Genomic DNA, 19973 nt, shown 5'->3' on the forward strand with positions numbered 1-19973 from the left:
ATCTTGTCCAAACTTTAAAAGTTGCCTTTTTAAAATCACTATATAAGTATTAAACAATTATCTAAACATAACCTCATAAAGTTATATATTTTATAACGTTTTGTGAAGAAGATACTCTTAATAAGAAAATATAGTTCAAAATCTTTTATATCGTCATATTTTAAGAAATAGACACACATTTTTGATATACTACTAATATGAAAAATACTGATGCTCAGCCACCATATGAAACATTAGAGATAGGTACACCATTAGATTACACATCTGATATATATCGTGTGTATCTTGAGGTAGGCGAAAATAATGATACTGTGAAAGATATCCTAATTGACTTTATGGGCATAGAAAAAAAGCATCAAATAGTTTCTTTAGCCTATGGATACGAGATAGAGATTCCTATGCAATGCATACCTGAGATAGTGCGATTAATTGTTAATAAGAATATCGCCGTATATCAAGTTAATCGTATTTCTAAAACAAAGAATACTTGGGGTTAGTTTTCAGCATAACAAAGATAATACAGAATTCCAAAAACGAATGTACCAACTTTTCGAACGGAACATTTGATATGACATCTACTTACTATTTTTCTCAGATATAGGTAGTTTACTGGTCATATCGGCAGATATAGAATTAATTTAATAGCATTAGCTAGTTTAATGTATACTATGAATAGAAGATATATACCTACTGAGGATTAAAATGTCTTATTATATAAGCAAAAAACAAAGGAGAATATATGGAAAAATTTAATAACTATTTTCTTGATACTATAAAGAATAGGTATGTAGATTTTAAAGGTCGATCGACACGGAGTGAGTATTGGTATTTCATACTTTTCGTCTTCATCATAAGTATTATCCTGTCACTTGTAGACACTTTACTGATCAATCCTGCATTGGGTATGACACCTGCTGAGGCTACAAAAAGTGGTTTACTTGCCCCTATCTTTGCTTTGGCAGTACTGTTGCCTAAAATAGCAGTTGCTGTTCGAAGGCTTCACGACATAGGAAAAAGTGGGTGGTGGTATTTAATTATTTTGATACCTATAATAGGTGTACTGGTACTCATTTATTTTTGGGTGCAAGACAGCCAGGTAGGAGAGAATATGTATGGACCTAATCCTAAATAACTCTAATTGGTGATCAGCGAAATACCCGAACGAGTTTCCATATAGAGAGAATTGCCAAAAGAGGCCATATGATAAGAAGGTCTATCCTGATATTTGCTTCTGGTGTCTCTACTTGTACGAGCAATTCCCATATGGCATACATCCCCCACACAATAGACAATATCAGTAGTGGCCGGGGATGGAGTCGATTTGCTTTGATAATAAATTGTAATATAAAGTATATGATGAAAAAGATAGTGGCCACCATCAATATATTTTGAGGTTTTGCTACAAAAAACAAAGCAATAAATTCCATAATGTATCCTTTTGAAATTTGATGTCAGTAACCTAGAATTACTACATTAGGAATCTTATAGTGTTCTTTACCTACATAGATTAAGTGTAAATCATTTATCTTGGTAGAACGAAATACTATATTGTCTTCTACTTAACTTCAGAACTCTTTTTACAGTTCCTATACGTGATTTTCCACTCACCGTTTTGATCTAGTACTTCTGTAAAACCATCTTCAATGTAAAGGATTTGCCATAGGTGCTTTTATTATGCTGGCAATGGCTGCACTCATCAGAAAAGTTTTGATCTATTCAAGATCCAAGGTCATTTAAGATACCAATAACATATTCCTTGTTATTTTAGTTGGGTATTCATATTTATAATAGAATTTAGATCAATAACGATTCATCAACTGCGCATTCAATAGTTCAAGTCTCTCTGGTGTTCCTATATCGAGCCATTCCCCCTCATAGAGTTCCCCTGTCACCTTTCCTTCTTTCATAGCAGCTCTAAGTAAAGGTGCCAATGCACTTTTACCATAAGGGACACCTTCAAAGAGTTTTGGAGAGTAGTAGCCTATGCCTGAGAATGTGTATTGCTTTGCATCGACCATCTTATTATCCTCTAAGGCAAAATCACCTTCTGGGTTATGCTCTGGGTTAGGAACAAGGACTAGATGCGCTAGAATACCATCTGCGAGCTTTCTTTGGTCTTGAAAATCATAGTCTGTCCAAACATCACCATTGACAACTGCAAACGGATCATCACCAAGCAATGGCAATGCTTTGACTATGCCTCCTGCACTCTCAAGTGCACCCTCTTCCTGTTCGTCTGAATAAGTAATGTTCACACCCCATTGAGAACCATCACCAAGAGCTTCAGGTATCTGATATCCTAAATGTGCAATGTTTATAATGATATTAGTGAAACCATCATGTGCAAGACGTTCTATATGCCAAACTATAAGAGGTATACCGCCTACTTTGAGTAAGGGTTTTGGTGTTTTGTCGGTAAGTGGACGCATGCGGGTACCTAGACCAGCAGCGAGTATCATCGCCTTCATTAAAATACCCTCATGGTAACAGGAGCATCTTTAAACTCACCATACTGAGATTTTAATAGATTGATCAACCCATCCAATTCCGGATATTTTTGACCCACTTCCAAGACATACTTTAATGTCATTGGAATATCATTCAAGTACTGCTTTTTTCCATCTCTTATGGCAAGTCTAGCAAAGATACCAAGTATTTTGATGTGACGCTGCAGGCCAGTGAAGTCAAACCAACGCATGAATGTCTCATCATCTACATCAAGCCTCTTCAGATCTTTAAACAATAAGATCAGCCTTTGTAACTCTCTTCTATCTAGTTTTACATAGGCATCACGAAGTAATGAGACCAAGTCATAGGTTAAAGCGCCTTCTCTTGCATCTTGAAAGTCTATGACCACTATCTCTTCATTGATGTCAAGCATCAAGTTACGTGCATGGTAGTCACGATGCACAAAGATCTCTTGTGGCTGACTTAATACCTGGTCGGCAATAAATGAAAAACTCTCTAAGAGCATACGTCCATCTAGACATTCAAATGATGTCTCCAAATACTCTTTCAGATACCACTCTGTCATGAGATTCATCTCTTCAAGTAAAAAGTTTCTGTCATAGGGTTCTAGACCCTTTGAAGGTGTCTCCTGTAGTTTGACTAAGGTCTCTATGGCTTTATCATAATAAGGTCTTGCATCAACACCTTCCACACATTTATCAAGTAAATGTGTTGAGCCTATGTCCTCTAAGAAGATGAAACCCTTATGCAGTTCAAAAGACTTAATTCTAGGTATACGAACCTTTGCATCCATAAGCCTCATGCCCACACCGATGAAGATGGGGACACTCTCTTTGGCCTCTGAAGCATCCATCACGATACCTCCCTCATGGTTTTCAAGACGATAATAGCTTCTAGAGCTTGCATCTCCATGCAGTGCTTGAAGCTCTGGCTCTTCCATACCAAGCCATTCTATCCATCCTTTTAACTCTTTATGCATATATGCCTCCTAAAACTGCATTTTCGCTTGCGCCTGTGACGTCTTTTAAATTGACTTTTTCATTATGCACACGTTTGTACGCAAGCCATGCAAAGGTCATAGCCTCTATCTGGTCTGAATTATTGGCAATAGCTATTTCAATATTTGGCATCAATGCTTTAATGCGTTCAACAAGAAATGTATTCTTAGCTCCTCCGCCACAAAGCAGTGTCACATCTGGATTGAATTTTAAAACCTCATTACTTATACTCAATGCTGTAAGTTCAAGAAGCGTTCTTTGTACATCTTCCGGGTTATGTGTATGTCCTGAAAGATATCCTTGCAGCCAAGCTTTATTGAATTTTTCTCTGCCTGTACTTTTAGGATATGGCTCCTCAAAATAATCATCTGACATCATACGATCCAAAAGTCCATAATCCACTGCCCCTGTCCTTGCCCACTCTCCATCTTCATCATAGCTGACTCCCTGATGTTCTGCTATCCACATATCAAGGAGGACATTTCCACAGCCTGTATCATACCCTATAAGTTTTTCACCCAATACTGTGATATTTGCCATACCCCCGATATTCAAGACTGAAACAGCATTATTAATATTACTAAATATAAACTCATGGAATGCTGGTGCGAAAGGAGCACCCTGCCCGCCAAAGGCTATATCTTTACGTCTAAAGTCAGCTACCACCGGTATTCCAGTCTTGGCAGTCACTATATTAGGGTCACCAAGCTGCATGGTAAAAGGAAGTTCTCCAGTGGGTGAATGCCACAGTGTCTGTCCATGTAAACCTATGGCTTTGATACTATTTGCATCTATGTTCTCACGAATGAGCAAAGCACCAACGGCCTGAGTAAACAGTAAACCCAAACGATTGTCTATCAATCCCAAAGCTTCTAATGTACTTCTACTCTCGATCATCGTTAATATATCTGATTTGAGTTCCAAAGGAATAGGAAATTCCAAAGAGCTCACAAGTATACATTCTGAATTATCTATTTCACACAGTACGACATCTACTCCATCAAGTGATGTCCCGGACATGATGCCTATATAACGTTCTTTATTCATTATTTTATTTTCTACTTCCATTGATTAGTCTATATATTATATCAGATAAAAATTTGAACTATGAAAGAGATAGCAGAGATTTATACTGCATAGTAAAACGTTAGATCATCTACATATAATTAGACCGTTATTATTTGTATACTATAATAGATCGATATCTGAATATTGTAATATACAGGAGTACCTATGTTTAAATTAAATTTGGTCAGTCTCGTTCTTGTCTTTGTATTGTCATCATCTCTTTTTGCACAAAAGCATGAAAATACTTCTACCCTATTATACGATGCACAACTAAGTAATTATAAATATGATTTTGAAGTGAATTATTTTCACATTGATTCTCAGGCTCAAGCATTAAAAATGGCCTATATGTATCTTAAAGGTGAGAAAAACAAACCAACTATCACCTTAATGCATGGTAAAAACTTTAATGCAGATTATTGGACATCCACAGCACTTTATTTGCATGAACAAGGCTATAACGTATTGATTCCTGATCAAATTGGTTTTGGTAAATCATCCAAACCTACCCATTATCAATATTCTTTTGCTTCCTTAGCACATCATACCCATGCCTTAATGACTTCTCTAAACATAGAGAAAAGTATTGTGATGGGTCATTCAATGGGAGGAATGCTTGCAAGTCGTTTTGCGCTTATGTATCCACAAATGGTAGAAAAGCTTATTTTAGTTAATCCTATAGGATTAGAGAACTACCTAAAGTATGTAGAGTATAAAGATACTGACTTTTTTTATAAGTTTGAACTGGGCAAGACAGCAGAAAAAATTAAAAACTATCAACAAAAAAATTACTATGATGGACAATGGAATGAGAAGTATGAAGCACTGACATACTTTATGATAGGACAGATACAAGGTCCAGACAAAAAGCAGATAGCCTGGGTCAATGCACAGACATATGATATGATCTTTACACAACCTGTTATTACAGAGTTTAAAGATCTCTCTGTTCCTGTTAAACTCATTATAGGGACTCGTGACCGTACAGGTCCTGGTCGAAACTGGAAAAGGTCTGGTGTGACGTATGAACTCGGACGTTATGACAAATTAGGGAGATCAGCTGCTACGCTTATCCCTGATGCAAAACTCTATGAATTAAAAGACTTGGGACATCTGCCTCAAATTGAAAATTTTGAGCGTTTTAAAGACGTACTGAACAATGCACTGGATATTTCAACTGAACAATGACAAATCAATATCCTTCTGTGTTTGTATAAGTGAATTTCAACTATACTTCTAAAAATACATCAAGGGCACGTCTAATATGAAACTAAGTAATCGAGCAAAAAATATCGCACAATCTGAGATCAGAGCAATGTCAATCCTCTGTAATGAGAAAAATGGACTCAATATGGCACAAGGGCTTTGTGACCTTGAAGTACCATTACCGGTCGTACAGGGAGCAAAAGAAGGGATAGACAGTGGTAAGAATACCTATACCTCTGCATACGGTAACTACAAGTTAAGAGCAGCCATCGCTAAAAAACAGAATGATTTTTATGACCAGGGTATCGAAGTGGACAACGTACTTGTGAGTCTCGGAGCTACAGGAGCCTTTTATGCAACTGCTATGTCCCTTCTCAATGAGGGAGATGAAGTCATACTTTTTGAGCCTTACTATGGTTACCACGTAGCGACACTCAAATCCATAGGCTGCAAGATAAAGTACATTAGAACTACCCCACCAGCTTATGAAATAGACTTTCAAAACTTAAAAGATCAGATATCTAAAGACACCAAAGCCATACTCATCTGTAACCCTTCAAATCCTAGTGGAAAAGTCTATACAAGAGATGAACTGGAAAACCTTTCAGAGATCATTAACCAAAATGACCTGTTCCTTTTTAGTGATGAAATGTATGAACACTTCATCTATGATGGCCTTGAATTCGTATCTGCACTTAGTATTGAGAGTTTAAAAAGCAGAACGGTCGTTATATCCGGTTTTTCAAAGATCTACTCTATCACAGGATGGAGACTGGGATATGCGATCACTCAAAAAGAGATCATTGATGCGGCGTCTGCCTTTAATGATTTAATATACGTCTGTCCTCCTGCACCGCTCCAAAACGGTATACTGAAGGGACTGAACGAACTGCCAAAGTCATACTATGAGAATGTAGCCATTGAGCATCAGAAAAAAAGAGATAAATTCATCAAAGCACTTAATGATGCAGGACTAACTGCCGAATATGTCAAAGGTGCCTACTATGTACTGGCCGATATCTCTAAACTGGAGGGTGAAGATGACAAAGAAAAAGTCGTAAACCTTTTGGAAAGAACAGGTATCGCTGCTGTGCCTGCAAGGGCATTCTATCAAAACAGCGAGGGGATCAATCTGGCAAGATTCTGTTTCTCTAAAAAAGAAGAAGAGATTGATGAAGCTATTGTGAGATTGAAAAATTTGTAATAAACATTGTTACTAATCTAAATAATCATGATCTTTTAATTTCTTCTCACTGCCATACTCTTTAAATGCTAAGGCAATGAGTATAATAGAGACCACGACTATACCCATTGTTGCAGAAAGTTTTACATACAATGTAGTATCTAGTTCATCTGTCCACATTACTATCATTGTTAAAATCACCCATACAATCAAGAGTATCGCAGATATTATTGTTGCTATTTTCATTATTTTTCCCTTTCCATTAACACTACATATGCTTCACGCTTGAAAAACAGAAGCATTCTTCGTATATCTTTTTCCATTGTCACGACACGCCACCCGTTTTGAGCATTTTTATTTAAAAATGCACTAAACTTTACAGGATCTACCTTAGCTCCTGCTAAGAATAGTGAGCCTAACATACTCTCCTGATAAACGATCGCTTTATATTCGACATTAGCTCTTTCCTGCACGCTTCTTCCTTCATCTTTTATTCATTTATTATATCACAATGGATACGATTTGCTTTTCCCCATCATCATTGCGCCAAATGCCATTACAGTTCCAGCAAGTATTTGCCAGGCAAATCCTACTTTAAAACCTAATAATGCCCCCAAGTTATCGCCAAGAACATACGGCTGAAGTAATAACACTGTCATAAACCCACCCAATAATGCAAGAGGTACAGTCATAGCATTTCCTCGATTAGTGAATATAGCTGCACCAAACACACCAAGTAAGCCTGTGTAAGCAAAAGCCATGACACCAAGGGCAAAGCTTAACAATGGCAATTCAGTATAACGTTGCCAGTAAAATGAGAGCATAGCCATAAGAGAAAGTGCTACAGCGAAAAAGAGTACTGCATTGCGCCCTGCTCTCACAAAGTGCATCTCATCTACATCAGATCTTTTTTTCTTCCAAGGTTTATAGAGGTCTTCTACCGCTACGGATGACATAGCCCCCAATACAGAGTTAGAACTCGATAAGGCAGCGGCTACAGCTCCAACTGTCACTAAACCTCGCATACCTTCAGGCATCTCATGCAGGATGTAATACATAAAGATCGTGATCTTCTCGCCTTCAAATTTCTGCACCACTTCTGTACTTAATCCGGAAAGTTCAGGATGTTGATAGAAAAGGTACAGAAGTAAGCCGATCATTAAAAAGAGTATCGCTACGGGGATAGTCAAATAGATGCTCATCATCAATGAATTTTGTGCTTCTTTCGTACTTTTACAGGTTAAAGCACGCTGTGTCATATCCTGATCCAGACCATAGGCTGCAATATTAAGTAGTAGCCAGCCTCCAAGTAAAGCCCAAACAGAAAAACCGCCAGACATAGACCAATCAAACAGTTTGAGTTTTTCATTTGCCTCAAGTGTAGAAACGATAGTAGAAAAGTCTGTATTAAGACTCATATAAAGATATATAAGTACAGCGATCCCTGCTCCAATGTATGTAATGGCTTGAATAATGTCTGAGAAGATAACAGACTTCACACCACCAAAGTAAGCATAGGCCAATGCTCCAAGCATCAATATAGTGATAGAGATAGCCACATGTATAGGTGCGATATCTAAGAAAAGGATCATTGAGATAGCCAATGCACCTATGTAGAGCCTCGCACCAGAAGCAAAAAGTCTGCCGATGAGGAACATAACACCTGCTTGTCTCTTGGCAGACTCACCGTATCGCTTTTCAAGGAGTTCATAGACTGTTACCGCTTTGATAGCATAAAAACGTGGAATGAGGACTTTTGCTACAAAGATAACGGCCAAAAAAGCAGAAAGGTAAAAACCTATGAAAGTAAGATCTTTCCCGTACGAGTATTCCGGTCCACCCAAAAAAGTAGCTGCAGATTGAGAAGTTGCCAATACAGACATAGCTACGGCAAACATAGGAACAGAGTTTCCACCTACAAAATAATCACGTGTACTCTTAACCTTCACCCTACTTAAAAGCACGGATGTAACGGTTAATACTAAAAAATATGCAAAAAAGATTCCCCAGTCTAGGGTACTAAATGCAGAGTTCATTATTTTCCTTTAGGCGGTGTTTTGAGATCCAGACATTTTACACCGTTCCTAATATCATTCATAAACTTTTCACCAGGATCAGATTTTACAGTTCTATACCCTTTGTCTTTTTCCAACCATAATGAAGTACTCTCCATCTGCTTATACTCATGATGACCGACAAGATACTCAATACTAGGGTATTTTGATTTGAGATAGAAGACCAGATCGATGTTTGCCTGTCGTTGGGCAGGAGTAAGGTCATCTATCTTGTTGCCCTTCCCTCCTACATTTTCTATACCAATACTTGAGTAGTTCAGTCCGATCACATGACGAGCCATCCAGTTCTCTGGCATCAAACGGTAGATCGTACCGTCACGTGCCACCAAAAACTGAGAAGATACATTTAACGCTGAAGCTTTCACGATATCTTTTCTATCTGAGAGAAGTTTCTCTGGCAGTAAACGTTTAAATGATTTATCAAAATCCATCTCTGCTGTCCAGTGAAGCAAAATGATCTTAGGAGTGATCTCTATATTATCTACTACTTTTCCATAATGTGATTTAATGTACTCTTTGGTCATAGCGATACGATCTGGTCCAAAATCTATGGGTTTATCAATGATCTTTATTGGTTGTATGGGTTTGGTAGTACAAACTGGAGGTTTTGCTTCTTCTTTTCCACATGCAGTGAATGAAAGAAGTGCGATACATAAAAGTAGTGTTCTTGTCATAAATAAGTCCTAAGTTCTAGTTGGACTTATTTTATCTAATCTTGGCTATGGTTTTCTTGTTCTTTTTCTCTGATGAGGACCCAAACAAGTATCACAGAAGGAATCCCCAAAGCTATAATATAACTAGGGATATCCAACAACTGCTGCCTGTTTAGATACAAAAAACCTATAATAAGCAATGCATAGGCACTCAGTCTATAGATAGAGAGTGCCGCTTTCGTGTCTTTGATCGTTTGATACACTGTTCGTCGATTCTCTTTGAGCTTTTTTTTCTCTTCTTTTACTGTTTGGGCTAAACTTTCTTCTTCCTCTACTACCTCTTCACTATAGAGATCATAAGGATCTTCAAGTTTGTCAATAGTGTCTTTGCTGTCATCCATCGTTACGATGTTGTGTTTAACACGTGCATTGACCATGCGTCTGTAACTAATGATTGATGCCACCATCACTAATGTTGCGGTGATATACCCTATTTGTGTACTGTAAAGTACTTTAATATCAAAAAATATTATAGCAATAACCAAAAGCAAAATATCGACAGAAACAAGTACTGTGAGTATCTTTTTATTTCTATTACTCATCATCATCTTCTGCATCATATTTTGCTTGTTGATCTCTTTTATATGTGTATTTTGGATCATTTGCTAACTCGTCTAATGACTTTTTTTGTTTAGCATATGCTTTGTAGACATTAGAAATAGCAGCACCTATACCGATAAATACCCCTATCCAGAGTGTCCACCATGCTCCTGTAAGCTTTTGTAGCCCTATTCCAATACCTACACCCATAAGTACTGCAACAACCATAGAAATACCGAGACTAAGACCATCTGCAGCATTTACAAGCTTTTTGAATTTTGGTTCTTCTTTTTCCATACTCTCTCTTAAAATATCATTATTGTGAAATATCACTGTCTATAGTAGCACGTTTACCAAGTTCACTATCGATCATCAAAAGACCGTAGCCATCTCCACCAACCATTTTCAACTTTGAGATGATCTCACTTACTGTTGCTTCCTCTTCAACTTGCTCATTTACAAACCACTGCAATAGATTATATGTAGCATGGTCTTTTTCTTTTAAAGCATAGTCACTCAGTTCATTAAGGTTTTTAGTCATGTCTTGTTCATGCGCTAAACTCTCTTCATAAGTTTCAAGCAATGAACCAAAGTTCTTAGGTGGTTTTGCAACCTCTTGAAGTACTACTTTAGCATCTTGACCTATCAGATAGTTATAGATACGTGTTGCATGGTCTTGCTCTTCTTCATACTGCAACAAAAACCAATTTGCAGCACCTGGAAAATCATTTCTATTGCAGTATGCAGACATCGAAAGATATATATATGCAGAATAGAACTCTTTATTTAATTGTTCGTTCAATTGTTTTGTCATTTTTTTTGAAATCATGTGTAACCTTTAAATTTTTTTATCTATCTAGTATAACAAAAATACCAGCCTTTGGCATAAGGCTATGCCGTAATCTCAGCCATCACTTCATATGCTGCTTTGATCGTTTCATCGATCATTTCATCAGTTGTAGCTGCAGAAATGAATCCTGCTTCGAAAGAAGAACAGGCAAGGTAGATTCCTCTGTCCAACATACCTCTATGAAATTTAGCAAATGTTGCAGTATCATTTGCCAGTGCATCATCAAAGTTCTTCACAGGTTTATCTGAGAAAAAGAAACCAAACATACTTCCTCTTACATCAGTCACCAAAGGTATATTGGCCGCAGTAGCAGCTTTTTTGAAACCATCCATAAGTTTTTTTGCTTTATTTCCCAATGTCACATATAACGATGGATTGGATTTAAGCTTTCTAAGACTTGTAAGACCCGCTGTCATCGCTACAGGATTACCAGAGAGTGTTCCTGCCTGATACACTGGACCTTCAGGTGAAAGATATGCCATGATCTGTGCAGATGCACCAAAAGCACCTACAGGCATACCTGCACCGATCACCTTACCCAGTGTTACCATATCTGGCTTCACAGTAGAGATACCTTGCGCACCTTTCAGTGATGCTCTAAACCCACTCATGACTTCATCAAATATCAGCAGTGCACCATGGTTTGTACAAAGACATCTAAGTTCTTCCAGGAATGCTTCATCTGCAGGTACAAGCCCCATATTTCCAGCGATAGGCTCGATGATGACACAAGCGATACCATCTGGTGATTCTTCAAAACATTTCATTACAGATTCAATGTCATTATACGTTGCCAGTAGTGTATGTTTAGTAAGGTCGGCCGGTACACCTGGGCTTGATGGGCTACCAAATGTAGCAAGCCCTGAACCTGCCTGCACAAGAAGTGAATCAGAGTGACCATGGTAACACCCTGTAAATTTCAGAATGTTATCTCTGCCTGTAACACCACGAGCCAAACGGATAGCAGACATCACTGCTTCAGTTCCTGAACTGACAAAACGTACCTTATCTATAGAATCAAAGAGTGTGACGATCTCATTGGCGAGTTCTGTTTCTACGGTCGTAGGTGCACCGAAACTCAATCCCTTTTTAACAGCTTCAATAACAGAAGCTTCGATCTGTGGATCCGTATGACCAAAGATCAGTGGCCCCCAACTTTGTACATAATCGATATATTTATTTCCATCTATATCAAAAAGGTATCCACCCTCTCCTCTTTCTATGAATGGTGGTGTTCCACCTACTCCTGCGAATGCTCGTACTGGGGAATCTACACCTCCGGGAATCACTTGGTATGCTTCCTCAAATGCTGCTATACTTTTATCATATGCCATGTTATTAATCCTCATTATGTATAATTGCAAAGATTATACACTAACGGCACTTAGGGCTATATACAAGGAGAGCACCATCAGAACGCTGAAAGGATTATTGCTCTCTTTATTGTTACATTTGCTTATTTTATGGCTTATTACCAAGAATTGGGAAAACATAACCTTCAAGCCTCCCCCAGCACAAAGTAAAAAAATAAGTCTTAATCTACAACAGATAGTGACGCCTCCAGCTCCAAAACCAAAACCTGTAGTCGTGCCACCTGTACCTCAACCTATAGTCACACCACCTAAGCCAGTGCCTATCCCAGAACCTATCGTAGAGAAAAAGATAGAACCTGAACCTAAGCCAGAACCTATAAAGAAAAAAGTCTTAAATGAGAATACAAAGCTCTATGCAGAAAAAAGTGCTGAAGAGAACAATGTTACCAAAGTTGAGAAAAAGCCTGAGAAAAAGATCGTAAAAAAAGAGATCAAGAAAAAACCTGTAAAAAAGGTCGAGAAAAAAGTGACAAAAAAACGTGTGGTGAAAAAACAGAAAACATATAAAAAACCTAAACGTTCTAATGATCCCCTTGCCAATGCACTAATGGGTTCTGGAACATCTCTAAATCCTTCCAGACCAAGTCGCCAACCCTCATCTTCAGGCAGCTATGGAGCCAGAATGATCAATCAACTCTATGGTGAGGAGTTTCATAGCTACAGTGATACGCAAAAGAAGTTCATTAAAAATAATCTGGGAACAATACACAGAATTACACAAAATACCCTTACGCGAAACGGTTACCCCGAAATAGCTGTACGTACGAGACAGCAAGGGACCAATATTGTTTCCTTTTATCTACATCCAAATGGTGACATTACCGACCTTAAACTCAAAAGGCGTTTAGGATATGAAGCGCTGGATCAAAACACTTTAGATGTGATACGTATTGCATATAAAGATTATCCTCTACCCAATAAAAAAACTAAAATTATGTTTTATGTAAGATATTCTATCTATTAGGGTAGAATTAAAAAACCAACTTCATTAATAGGAGTATTTACATGAGTATAATACAAAGTGTTCTAATCAAACTTCCTTTATGGTCAGTGCGTAAAGCCTTACGACTCATGATTCTTGCTTTTCTTGGTTCATTGCTTATAGGGATCGTTGTATTTATACTCTATATAAAATCTCTTCCTGAACTTGCTGTCTGGCATACCACCATACTTAAAAATGAATTCAACACTGACTCTGATGTGAAAGATTTTGATGACTATGTCGCTTTGGAAAAAAGACTCTTTGATGAGTTGGATCGAGAAATATATGATAAAACGGTCTCCAACAATGATAGAAGCATTAATCGCTACATACGAAATAGTTTTTCTGATCCAAAACGCTGGGATAAAGAATGGAATAAAAGTTTTGAACTGCCTGTCAACAACCCTAAAATGGGTATACTTCTTCTGCATGGCATGTCTGACTCGCCTTACAGTCTTCGCGCCCAAGCTGAGTACCTGCATAAGCAGGGTATATGGGTAGTGGGGATGCGTTTACCTGGTCACGGTACCATACCTTCAGGTCTAAGAGATGTAAAATGGCAAGATATGGCAGCAGTTGTGAAGATAGGGATGGAGCGTTTAACCCAAAAAGTTGGTGATAAGCCCATACATATGATGGGGTATTCCACCGGTGCGCCATTAGCGCTGAACTACACACTTTTGGCACTTGAAGACTCCACATTAACCTTCCCTTCCGGTCTTATATTCTACTCACCTGCCCTAGGAGTAACAAAAGCTGCTCCTTTTGCAATATGGCAAAGTCGGCTTGGAAACCTTTTGGGTTTACCTAAACTGGAGTGGAACTCCATTACACCTGAATATGATCCCTTTAAGTATGGTTCATTTGCAGTCAATGCCGGTGATCAAGTCTACCTTGTTTGTAATGAAGTACAAAAACAATTAGATGCTTATGCAAAAAATACCAAGATCAAGAAACCACTCCCACCTATTATAAGTTTTGCATCAATTGTGGATTCAACCGTTGTAGTCAAAGATACAGTCGATCATCTTTATAAGCGATTTAAAGGAGAGAACAATCATACACTTGTACTTTTCGACATTAACCATAAGTTCACGTCTCACAGTCTTGTTAAAGACAGTGTGCATACTGCCTTAAATAAACTACGCGAAGTTCCTGAAGATACACACTATAGATTTGACTTGATCTCCGATATCAATTCAACGGATGGAAGTGTGATGCAGTTCACAACAGATAGAGAATATGCAACAAGTAAAAAACTTGATCTATATTGGCCAAAAGAGCTTTATTCCCTCTCACACTTGGCCATGCCTATCAGTGCAAAAGATCCTCTCTATGGAGGGGAAGATGCGCCTAAAAGCCCAGGTATACAATTGGGACATCTCGTCGTTTACGGAGAAACTTCTGTGTTGGAAATATCAGGGACATCACTTCTTAGACAGAGATGGAATCCTTTTCATGACTATACAAAACAAAGGGTATTGGAATTTATCGGGTTAGAATAAGTTTACAAGAAAGAGAAAAGATCTATTGTATCCTCTTCCATAATCTTTTTACTGTACCCTCTGTTCCTTGAACCAAAAGCGGGTTCTTCTTAGGGTCTAACCAACGCAACACCTCTTTTATCTCACTCTCGGTCATGACTGTACAGCCAGCTGTAGGTACACTCTTAATATGGATAAAGATACATGATCCTGCACCTTTTTTAGACTTTGAACCCTTTGTTATACCGTTATGGTCTACCACAATGCCATATTTGTAATAATTCTTAGGGAACTTCATGCGCTCATGACTTTTGTAATCTCTATCTATCTTGGTACTGTCCACTATCTTATTGTAATACTTTGAATTCACATCATCTACACAATGATCTGTCTCTTTATAGACCTCATAAGGGTAGTCTATTTTAAAAGGTGCATATCCAAAAGCCTGATTGAGTTTGAAAATACCTGCAGGTGCTTTTCCGTCACCTTCTTTTTTCATGATCTTTGCATCATGAGGCAGGTCATGAAGCCCTATTCCCCATCCCAAACCATTTCTTCCAAGCTCAATATCTATTGCTTTACCTACTTTGTGCCATTTGTCATCTTCACGTTCATAACGCTGTAAAACCCCTGTAGGTACTGACCAGTTTTTTGTAGTCACGACTAAAAGTTGTTTTGTGTCCGGAATCTCTTCTGCCTGCAGTAAAAAAAGAGACAAACACAATAGAAGTAATGTTTTCATTATGATATAATCCTTGTTATGGAATATGGAATATTATCAATAGCGATACCGCTACTAACAATCATTTTAGCTATTATAACCAAAGATGTGATCGTTTCACTCATGAGCGGTATTTTTGCAGGTCTCCTGGTCCTTAACGCTTATAACCCTATAGATGCTTTTATCGCTCTTTTTGATGGGGTCATCGCTCTGTTTTCAGAGGGATGGATAGCAAAGATGCTCTTATTTGTCGTGATGGTGGGTTCTATTATAAGACTGTTGACACTGAGCGGAGCAGTAGATAGTTTTGTAGTCTATTTAAGCCAAAAAGCCAAGAAAATAGACTCGCCTGTTGGAGCCATGCTGCTTGCCTATGTTGTTGGTGTGATCATTTTTATAGAATCCTCCATCACCGCACTCGTAGCAGGTACAGTAGCAAAACCTCTGTGTGATAAGAACGGTGTCAGCAGAGAAAAACTGGCATATATTTGTGACTCAACTTCTGCTCCTATCTGTTCACTCATCCCACTGAATGCCTGGGGTGCTTTGCTCTTAGGTCTTATCGTTACGGCTATTGATTCTCAAGTGATCTCAGGAGATGGTATTTCTCTACTCATTGCTTCTATCCCGTATAACTTCTATTCACTCTTTACTTTAGTCATAGTACTAGGTGTCATATTTTTAAATATTAATATAGGGCCTATGAAGCATACGACCCCGGTAACCTACATACTACCAGATAATGAAGCCCATGTGAAAGCCACACCCTACAAAATGCTCTTACCTATTTTAGTGATGGTGTTCATGGTACCTGTAGGACTTTATCTGACAGGCGAAGGTGATATTTTCAAAGGCTCTGGTTCTACATCTGTCTACTACGCTGTGATCGTAACACTGTTCTTTATGTACCTCTATTTTGTACCTACCAAAGCACTCTCTCACAAAAATTACTTTAAAGGCTTCTATGAAGGTATCGGTGACATGATACCTGTAGGCATGATCATGCTCTTCGCTTTGCTCATAGGAAAAGTGATCGGTGATCTTGGGACTGCTAAATATTTAGCCCATCTGCTTACAGGTAATATCTCCCCTATTCTTATACCGCTTCTTATCTTTTTAGTAGCAGGCATCACGGCGTTTTCTACAGGAACGAGCTGGGGGACATTTTCCATTATGATGCCTATCGGTTTAGCCTTAGCGGCAACAATGGACCTGCATATACCTTTGATCATCGCTGCTGTCATTTCTGGAGGTATCTTTGGTGATCATTCGTCTCCTATCTCTGATACGACCATCATTTCATCCATGGCGGCAGGATGTGATCATGTAGAGCATGTAAGAACGCAACTTCCATATGCTATATTTGGTGGGTTATTGGCCTCTGTAGCATTTTTAATAGCCGGTTGGTTGACACTGTAGCAAGGAAAAAACTATGCAAATTTTAAAATTTTTATTTGGTATTGTTCTGGCTCAAATAGCCACTTACTTCTTAATCGTTCTGGCTCCCAATGAGTTAAATTTCACTGCTTTTTTAGGTATAGCTATTCCCTTGATCTTTATTGCACTTATTGTTGCTTTTTGGTTCAACTCTATTGCCGGACATCACAGTAAAGATGCTGTTTACAAAGTAAAGGATGATTTTGCCAATGAACGTGACAAGCTCCGTACCAATGCACAACGTGCTAAAGATCGTGTTGTAAAAGCTGCACAAAAAGATATTGCCAAGGAGACAGCAAAAGCCCATGCCAAGGCAAACTTTAAAGTAGGTGCTTCCTTTGCAGGACTCTTAGGTGTCGGGGCTCTATTTGTCTTTGCACAGATGCTCACAGCCGGTTTACTTGCCATTAGTGCCACAGTAGGTGCAATGGGTGGTTATTATTGGAGAGGTAAACGTATAGAGAACAATAGATTAAAAGAGATTGAAAATCGTTCTGAAATTAAAGTGATCGAGTCCAAAAGAAATAGAAAAAGTATTTCAAAATGAGTTTCTTTTCAAATCTAATAAAACGTTTTAATAGATTTGGTTATAGACAGGTTCCCGTATGGTACGATTCATCAGAAGAAACCATTGATGAATTTAATACCATAGGTAAAAATCTAAAGATACTGAAACTTATTCCCAACCCTTTTCCTTTTTATGATTGGATCATGGGTTTTTATGAAAGACCTTCAAACCGTGATGCACTTGAAGGTCCTATTTTAGAGAGAACACGTAAAATAGTTGATGCTGGCGTCGGTACAGGATATTTGTTGAGTCAACTCATCAAACTTACAAATGAAAAACAAGAGATCATTGCTGTAGACCTTTCAGAACAGATGCTTAAAGACTCTCAAAAATATCTTAAGAAAAAAAACCTTCTAGACTCACGGATCACCTTTGAGAAAGCAGACTGCCAAAATTTACCCTGGTCTGATAATACTTTTGATCTCTATCTTTCTAGTTATCTCTTCGATCTTTTGCCCGAAGCTGAACTCAGAAAGACAATTCAAGAGATGGAACGCGTCCTATGTCCTGATGGCTATGCTATACTCATCACTATGACCACTGAACTTGATGGTGCCTCCTGGCTTATGAAACCATTTTACAGAATCATGAATGAGATCTATAGCTTAGGTTATCATAAAGGTCGATGGAACTGGATCTGGAAATTTCTATTTGCAGGTTATGCACCGCATTGCCGACCGATTGCACTTGGTAGATATTTAAGAGAATCTCCTAACTTAGTTATCTCTTATACAAAATTGAGCCGTGTATCCTTCTTCCCGGTTCGTATTTACTATGTTCGTAAAGCGCATGACTAAGTTCATACTCTGGTTTAAAATAATTTGGGCAGCACTGTCAAGTCGCTCCACTCAAGCCTTTTATGACAAGATCTCAACTTTTTATGATGATGTCTATGTGGAACATGAAGTACATGCTAGAACAATTCAAACTATGCTAAATGAAATTTATGCTGGTGATGAAAACGAAACATTGATCTTGGATCTTGGGTGTGGTACAGGAATGATGACCAAAATGCTCTCTGAAAAAGGTTTTAAAGTAGTTGGAGTAGATATATCTTTGTCTTCGCTCTACGTACATCATGATAATTATCCAACACATGAACTCATTCAAGCAGATGCAAACTTCTTACCTATTGCAGATAATACTTTTCATTCTGTGGTCTGTCTAGGTGTATGGAGACATTTCCCTGATGTTGAAAAAGTACTTAGTGAAGTATCTAGAATATTGACTAGTGATGGAACCTTTATCGTAGGATATTTTCCTCCGGCATTGGCTGGCTCAATTAGCTTAGATCAAAACTGGACTGGTAGATTACTCATTCGTTTCTATGAGATATTAACGAAGACGTTAGGTTATATTGATCGTGCAGATTTTGCACTCGAAGAGGAAACAGTAGAAGTAGCCAAAAAAATGTTTAGTTCAGTGAGTAAAGTAGATACAGCTTTTGATAGAAATATACTCTTGGCCCAATATCCATTGGAAAATAAAATATACACTAAAACGCAAGATAGTGAGGTTATACAATTTTACGATATCTTACGTTGCCCATCTTGTGTCTCAACTAATAAAAGAATCGGTCAACTGAAACTCATCCAAAATAATTGGCTTATCTGTCAAGAGCCTGAGTGTAAACATAAATATCCGATACATAAAAGTATCCCTTTACTCCTTCAAGAAGAAGGTGAAAAATGGGCAACAGTTTCAGAAGAAAATTTACAAGTTTCCTTTGAAGAATATCAATAATAACCTATTCATAAAAGTATGCTAAAATACATCAAATAATTATTAGGATAATTAAACGTATGAAACTTCTCGTCTCTGCTCTCGAGCCATCTTCGAACCTTCACCTGAAAGAGGTACTCAAACATACAGAAGAGTTAGAACTCATAGGTATATTTAATAAAAGCATTATTACATCAGGTACACCGCTTTATGACATCAGTGAAATGGCTATTATGGGTGTCGTGGATGCCATCAAGAAATTACGCTGGTTCTTTAAAGTAGCAGATGAAATGGTCGAACTTGCCAAAGATGCGGATAAAGTACTACTGATGGATTCTTCAGGTTTTAACCTGCCTTTGGCTAAAAAACTTAAAGCCAAATATCCAGATAAAGAGATCATCTACTACATTCTACCTCAGGTATGGGCTAGTCGTCCTAAACGTGTAAAGAAGTTAGAAGAGTACTGTGACAGACTGTTGGGTATCTTACCTTTTGAGATCAACTATTATGCGAAAGAGAAAGCCCAGTACGTTGGTCACCCCCTGCTAGATGAAATAGATGTCCACAGAAATGAGAAAGAGACC

At 38.0% G+C, this 19973-nt stretch carries 23 protein-coding genes and 1 pseudogene; 11 read left to right on the forward strand and 13 right to left on the reverse strand.

The window, feature by feature from the left end; genetic code table 11:
* Positions 1–197: 197 nt before the first annotated feature.
* Positions 198–497 (forward strand): hypothetical protein, encoded by a 300-nt coding sequence (locus tag WBM70_RS06685; protein ID WP_424557725.1) that lies wholly within the window; start codon positions 198–200, stop codon positions 495–497.
* 242 nt (positions 498–739) lie between these two features.
* Positions 740–1132: a DUF805 domain-containing protein gene (locus tag WBM70_RS06690; RefSeq protein WP_424557726.1), complete on the forward strand. Its 393-nt coding sequence runs from the start codon at positions 740–742 to the stop codon at positions 1130–1132.
* 13 nt (positions 1133–1145) lie between these two features.
* Here WBM70_RS06690 and WBM70_RS06695 read toward each other — a convergent pair whose 3' ends face one another.
* The 4 genes from WBM70_RS06695 to WBM70_RS06710 all read right to left on the reverse strand — a co-directional run bounded on the left by WBM70_RS06695 (position 1146) and on the right by WBM70_RS06710 (position 4535).
* Positions 1146–1427 (reverse strand): hypothetical protein, encoded by a 282-nt coding sequence (locus tag WBM70_RS06695; RefSeq protein ID WP_424557727.1) that lies wholly within the window; start codon positions 1425–1427, stop codon positions 1146–1148.
* 372 nt (positions 1428–1799) lie between these two features.
* Complete coding sequence (gene murU / locus WBM70_RS06700; RefSeq protein WP_424557728.1) at positions 1800–2468, reverse strand: N-acetylmuramate alpha-1-phosphate uridylyltransferase MurU; 669 nt, start codon at positions 2466–2468, stop codon at positions 1800–1802.
* Positions 2468–3448: an aminoglycoside phosphotransferase family protein gene (locus WBM70_RS06705; RefSeq protein ID WP_424557729.1), complete on the reverse strand. Its 981-nt coding sequence runs from the start codon at positions 3446–3448 to the stop codon at positions 2468–2470. Before WBM70_RS06705 ends, murU begins: the two co-directional genes overlap by 1 nt.
* Positions 3441–4535 carry an anhydro-N-acetylmuramic acid kinase gene (locus WBM70_RS06710; protein WP_424557730.1) on the reverse strand — a complete coding sequence of 365 codons (1095 nt, stop codon included), beginning with the start codon at positions 4533–4535 and terminating at the stop codon, positions 3441–3443. The genes WBM70_RS06705 and WBM70_RS06710 overlap by 8 nt, the downstream gene beginning before the upstream one ends.
* A gap of 165 nt (positions 4536–4700) precedes the next feature.
* On the opposite strand from WBM70_RS06710, the gene WBM70_RS06715 reads away from it, so the two are divergent.
* The gene (locus WBM70_RS06715; RefSeq protein ID WP_424557731.1) at positions 4701–5723 is read left to right on the forward strand and encodes an alpha/beta fold hydrolase; all 1023 of its coding nucleotides are present in this window, start codon (positions 4701–4703) and stop codon (positions 5721–5723) included.
* 76 nt (positions 5724–5799) lie between these two features.
* On the forward strand, positions 5800–6945 hold the full coding sequence (locus WBM70_RS06720) for a pyridoxal phosphate-dependent aminotransferase (RefSeq protein ID WP_424557732.1): 1146 nt from the start codon (positions 5800–5802) through the stop codon (positions 6943–6945).
* A gap of 12 nt (positions 6946–6957) precedes the next feature.
* Here WBM70_RS06720 and WBM70_RS06725 read toward each other — a convergent pair whose 3' ends face one another.
* From WBM70_RS06725 to hemL, 8 genes are all read right to left on the reverse strand, one after another.
* Positions 6958–7170 (reverse strand): hypothetical protein, encoded by a 213-nt coding sequence (locus tag WBM70_RS06725; RefSeq protein WP_424557733.1) that lies wholly within the window; start codon positions 7168–7170, stop codon positions 6958–6960.
* Positions 7170–7397, reverse strand: a complete 228-nt coding sequence (locus WBM70_RS06730; RefSeq protein ID WP_424557734.1) for a DUF4177 domain-containing protein — start codon at positions 7395–7397, stop codon at positions 7170–7172. Before WBM70_RS06730 ends, WBM70_RS06725 begins: the two co-directional genes overlap by 1 nt.
* A 33-nt stretch (positions 7398–7430) precedes the next feature.
* Positions 7431–8960: a sodium:solute symporter gene (locus WBM70_RS06735; RefSeq protein WP_424557735.1), complete on the reverse strand. Its 1530-nt coding sequence runs from the start codon at positions 8958–8960 to the stop codon at positions 7431–7433.
* Complete coding sequence (locus tag WBM70_RS06740; protein ID WP_424557736.1) at positions 8960–9673, reverse strand: peptidoglycan recognition protein family protein; 714 nt, start codon at positions 9671–9673, stop codon at positions 8960–8962. Before WBM70_RS06740 ends, WBM70_RS06735 begins: the two co-directional genes overlap by 1 nt.
* A gap of 35 nt (positions 9674–9708) precedes the next feature.
* Positions 9709–10314 (reverse strand): hypothetical protein, encoded by a 606-nt coding sequence (locus WBM70_RS06745; protein WP_424557737.1) that lies wholly within the window; start codon positions 10312–10314, stop codon positions 9709–9711.
* Positions 10247–10549 (reverse strand): AtpZ/AtpI family protein, encoded by a 303-nt coding sequence (locus WBM70_RS06750; protein WP_424557738.1) that lies wholly within the window; start codon positions 10547–10549, stop codon positions 10247–10249. Before WBM70_RS06750 ends, WBM70_RS06745 begins: the two co-directional genes overlap by 68 nt.
* 19 nt (positions 10550–10568) lie before the next feature.
* Positions 10569–11081 (reverse strand): ferritin, encoded by a 513-nt coding sequence (locus tag WBM70_RS06755; protein ID WP_424557739.1) that lies wholly within the window; start codon positions 11079–11081, stop codon positions 10569–10571.
* A 62-nt stretch (positions 11082–11143) separates the two neighbouring features.
* Entirely contained in the window at positions 11144–12436 is a 1293-nt protein-coding gene (hemL, locus tag WBM70_RS06760) for a glutamate-1-semialdehyde 2,1-aminomutase (RefSeq protein WP_424557740.1), read from the reverse strand.
* A gap of 97 nt (positions 12437–12533) precedes the next feature.
* On the opposite strand from hemL, the gene WBM70_RS06765 reads away from it, so the two are divergent.
* Both WBM70_RS06765 and WBM70_RS06770 read left to right on the forward strand, forming a co-directional pair.
* Positions 12534–13439 (forward strand): energy transducer TonB, encoded by a 906-nt coding sequence (locus WBM70_RS06765; protein WP_424557741.1) that lies wholly within the window; start codon positions 12534–12536, stop codon positions 13437–13439.
* Positions 13440–13480: 41 nt separating this feature from the next.
* The gene (locus WBM70_RS06770) at positions 13481–14962 is read left to right on the forward strand and encodes an alpha/beta hydrolase (RefSeq protein WP_424557742.1); all 1482 of its coding nucleotides are present in this window, start codon (positions 13481–13483) and stop codon (positions 14960–14962) included.
* 22 nt (positions 14963–14984) lie between these two features.
* Here WBM70_RS06770 and WBM70_RS06775 read toward each other — a convergent pair whose 3' ends face one another.
* Positions 14985–15683, reverse strand: coding sequence for a L,D-transpeptidase family protein (locus WBM70_RS06775; protein WP_424557743.1), 699 nt, complete (start codon positions 15681–15683; stop codon positions 14985–14987).
* Between the two features lie 18 nt (positions 15684–15701).
* On the opposite strand from WBM70_RS06775, the gene WBM70_RS06780 reads away from it, so the two are divergent.
* From WBM70_RS06780 to WBM70_RS06800, 5 genes and pseudogenes are all read left to right on the forward strand, one after another.
* Positions 15702–17081: a Na+/H+ antiporter NhaC family protein gene (locus WBM70_RS06780; protein ID WP_424557744.1), complete on the forward strand. Its 1380-nt coding sequence runs from the start codon at positions 15702–15704 to the stop codon at positions 17079–17081.
* 13 nt (positions 17082–17094) lie between these two features.
* The gene (locus tag WBM70_RS06785) at positions 17095–17646 is read left to right on the forward strand and encodes a hypothetical protein (RefSeq protein WP_424557745.1); all 552 of its coding nucleotides are present in this window, start codon (positions 17095–17097) and stop codon (positions 17644–17646) included.
* A complete protein-coding gene (locus WBM70_RS06790; RefSeq protein WP_424557746.1) occupies positions 17643–18464 on the forward strand; it encodes a class I SAM-dependent methyltransferase in 822 nt (273 codons plus the stop codon). The genes WBM70_RS06785 and WBM70_RS06790 overlap by 4 nt, the downstream gene beginning before the upstream one ends.
* Complete coding sequence (locus WBM70_RS06795; protein ID WP_424557747.1) at positions 18457–19410, forward strand: methyltransferase domain-containing protein; 954 nt, start codon at positions 18457–18459, stop codon at positions 19408–19410. Before WBM70_RS06790 ends, WBM70_RS06795 begins: the two co-directional genes overlap by 8 nt.
* 59 nt (positions 19411–19469) lie before the next feature.
* A pseudogene (locus WBM70_RS06800) lies at positions 19470–19973 on the forward strand (lipid-A-disaccharide synthase); the annotation flags it as partial.

The organism is Sulfurovum sp. (genome assembly GCF_049668085.1).
Taxonomy (GTDB): Bacteria; Campylobacterota; Campylobacteria; order Campylobacterales; family Sulfurovaceae; genus Sulfurovum.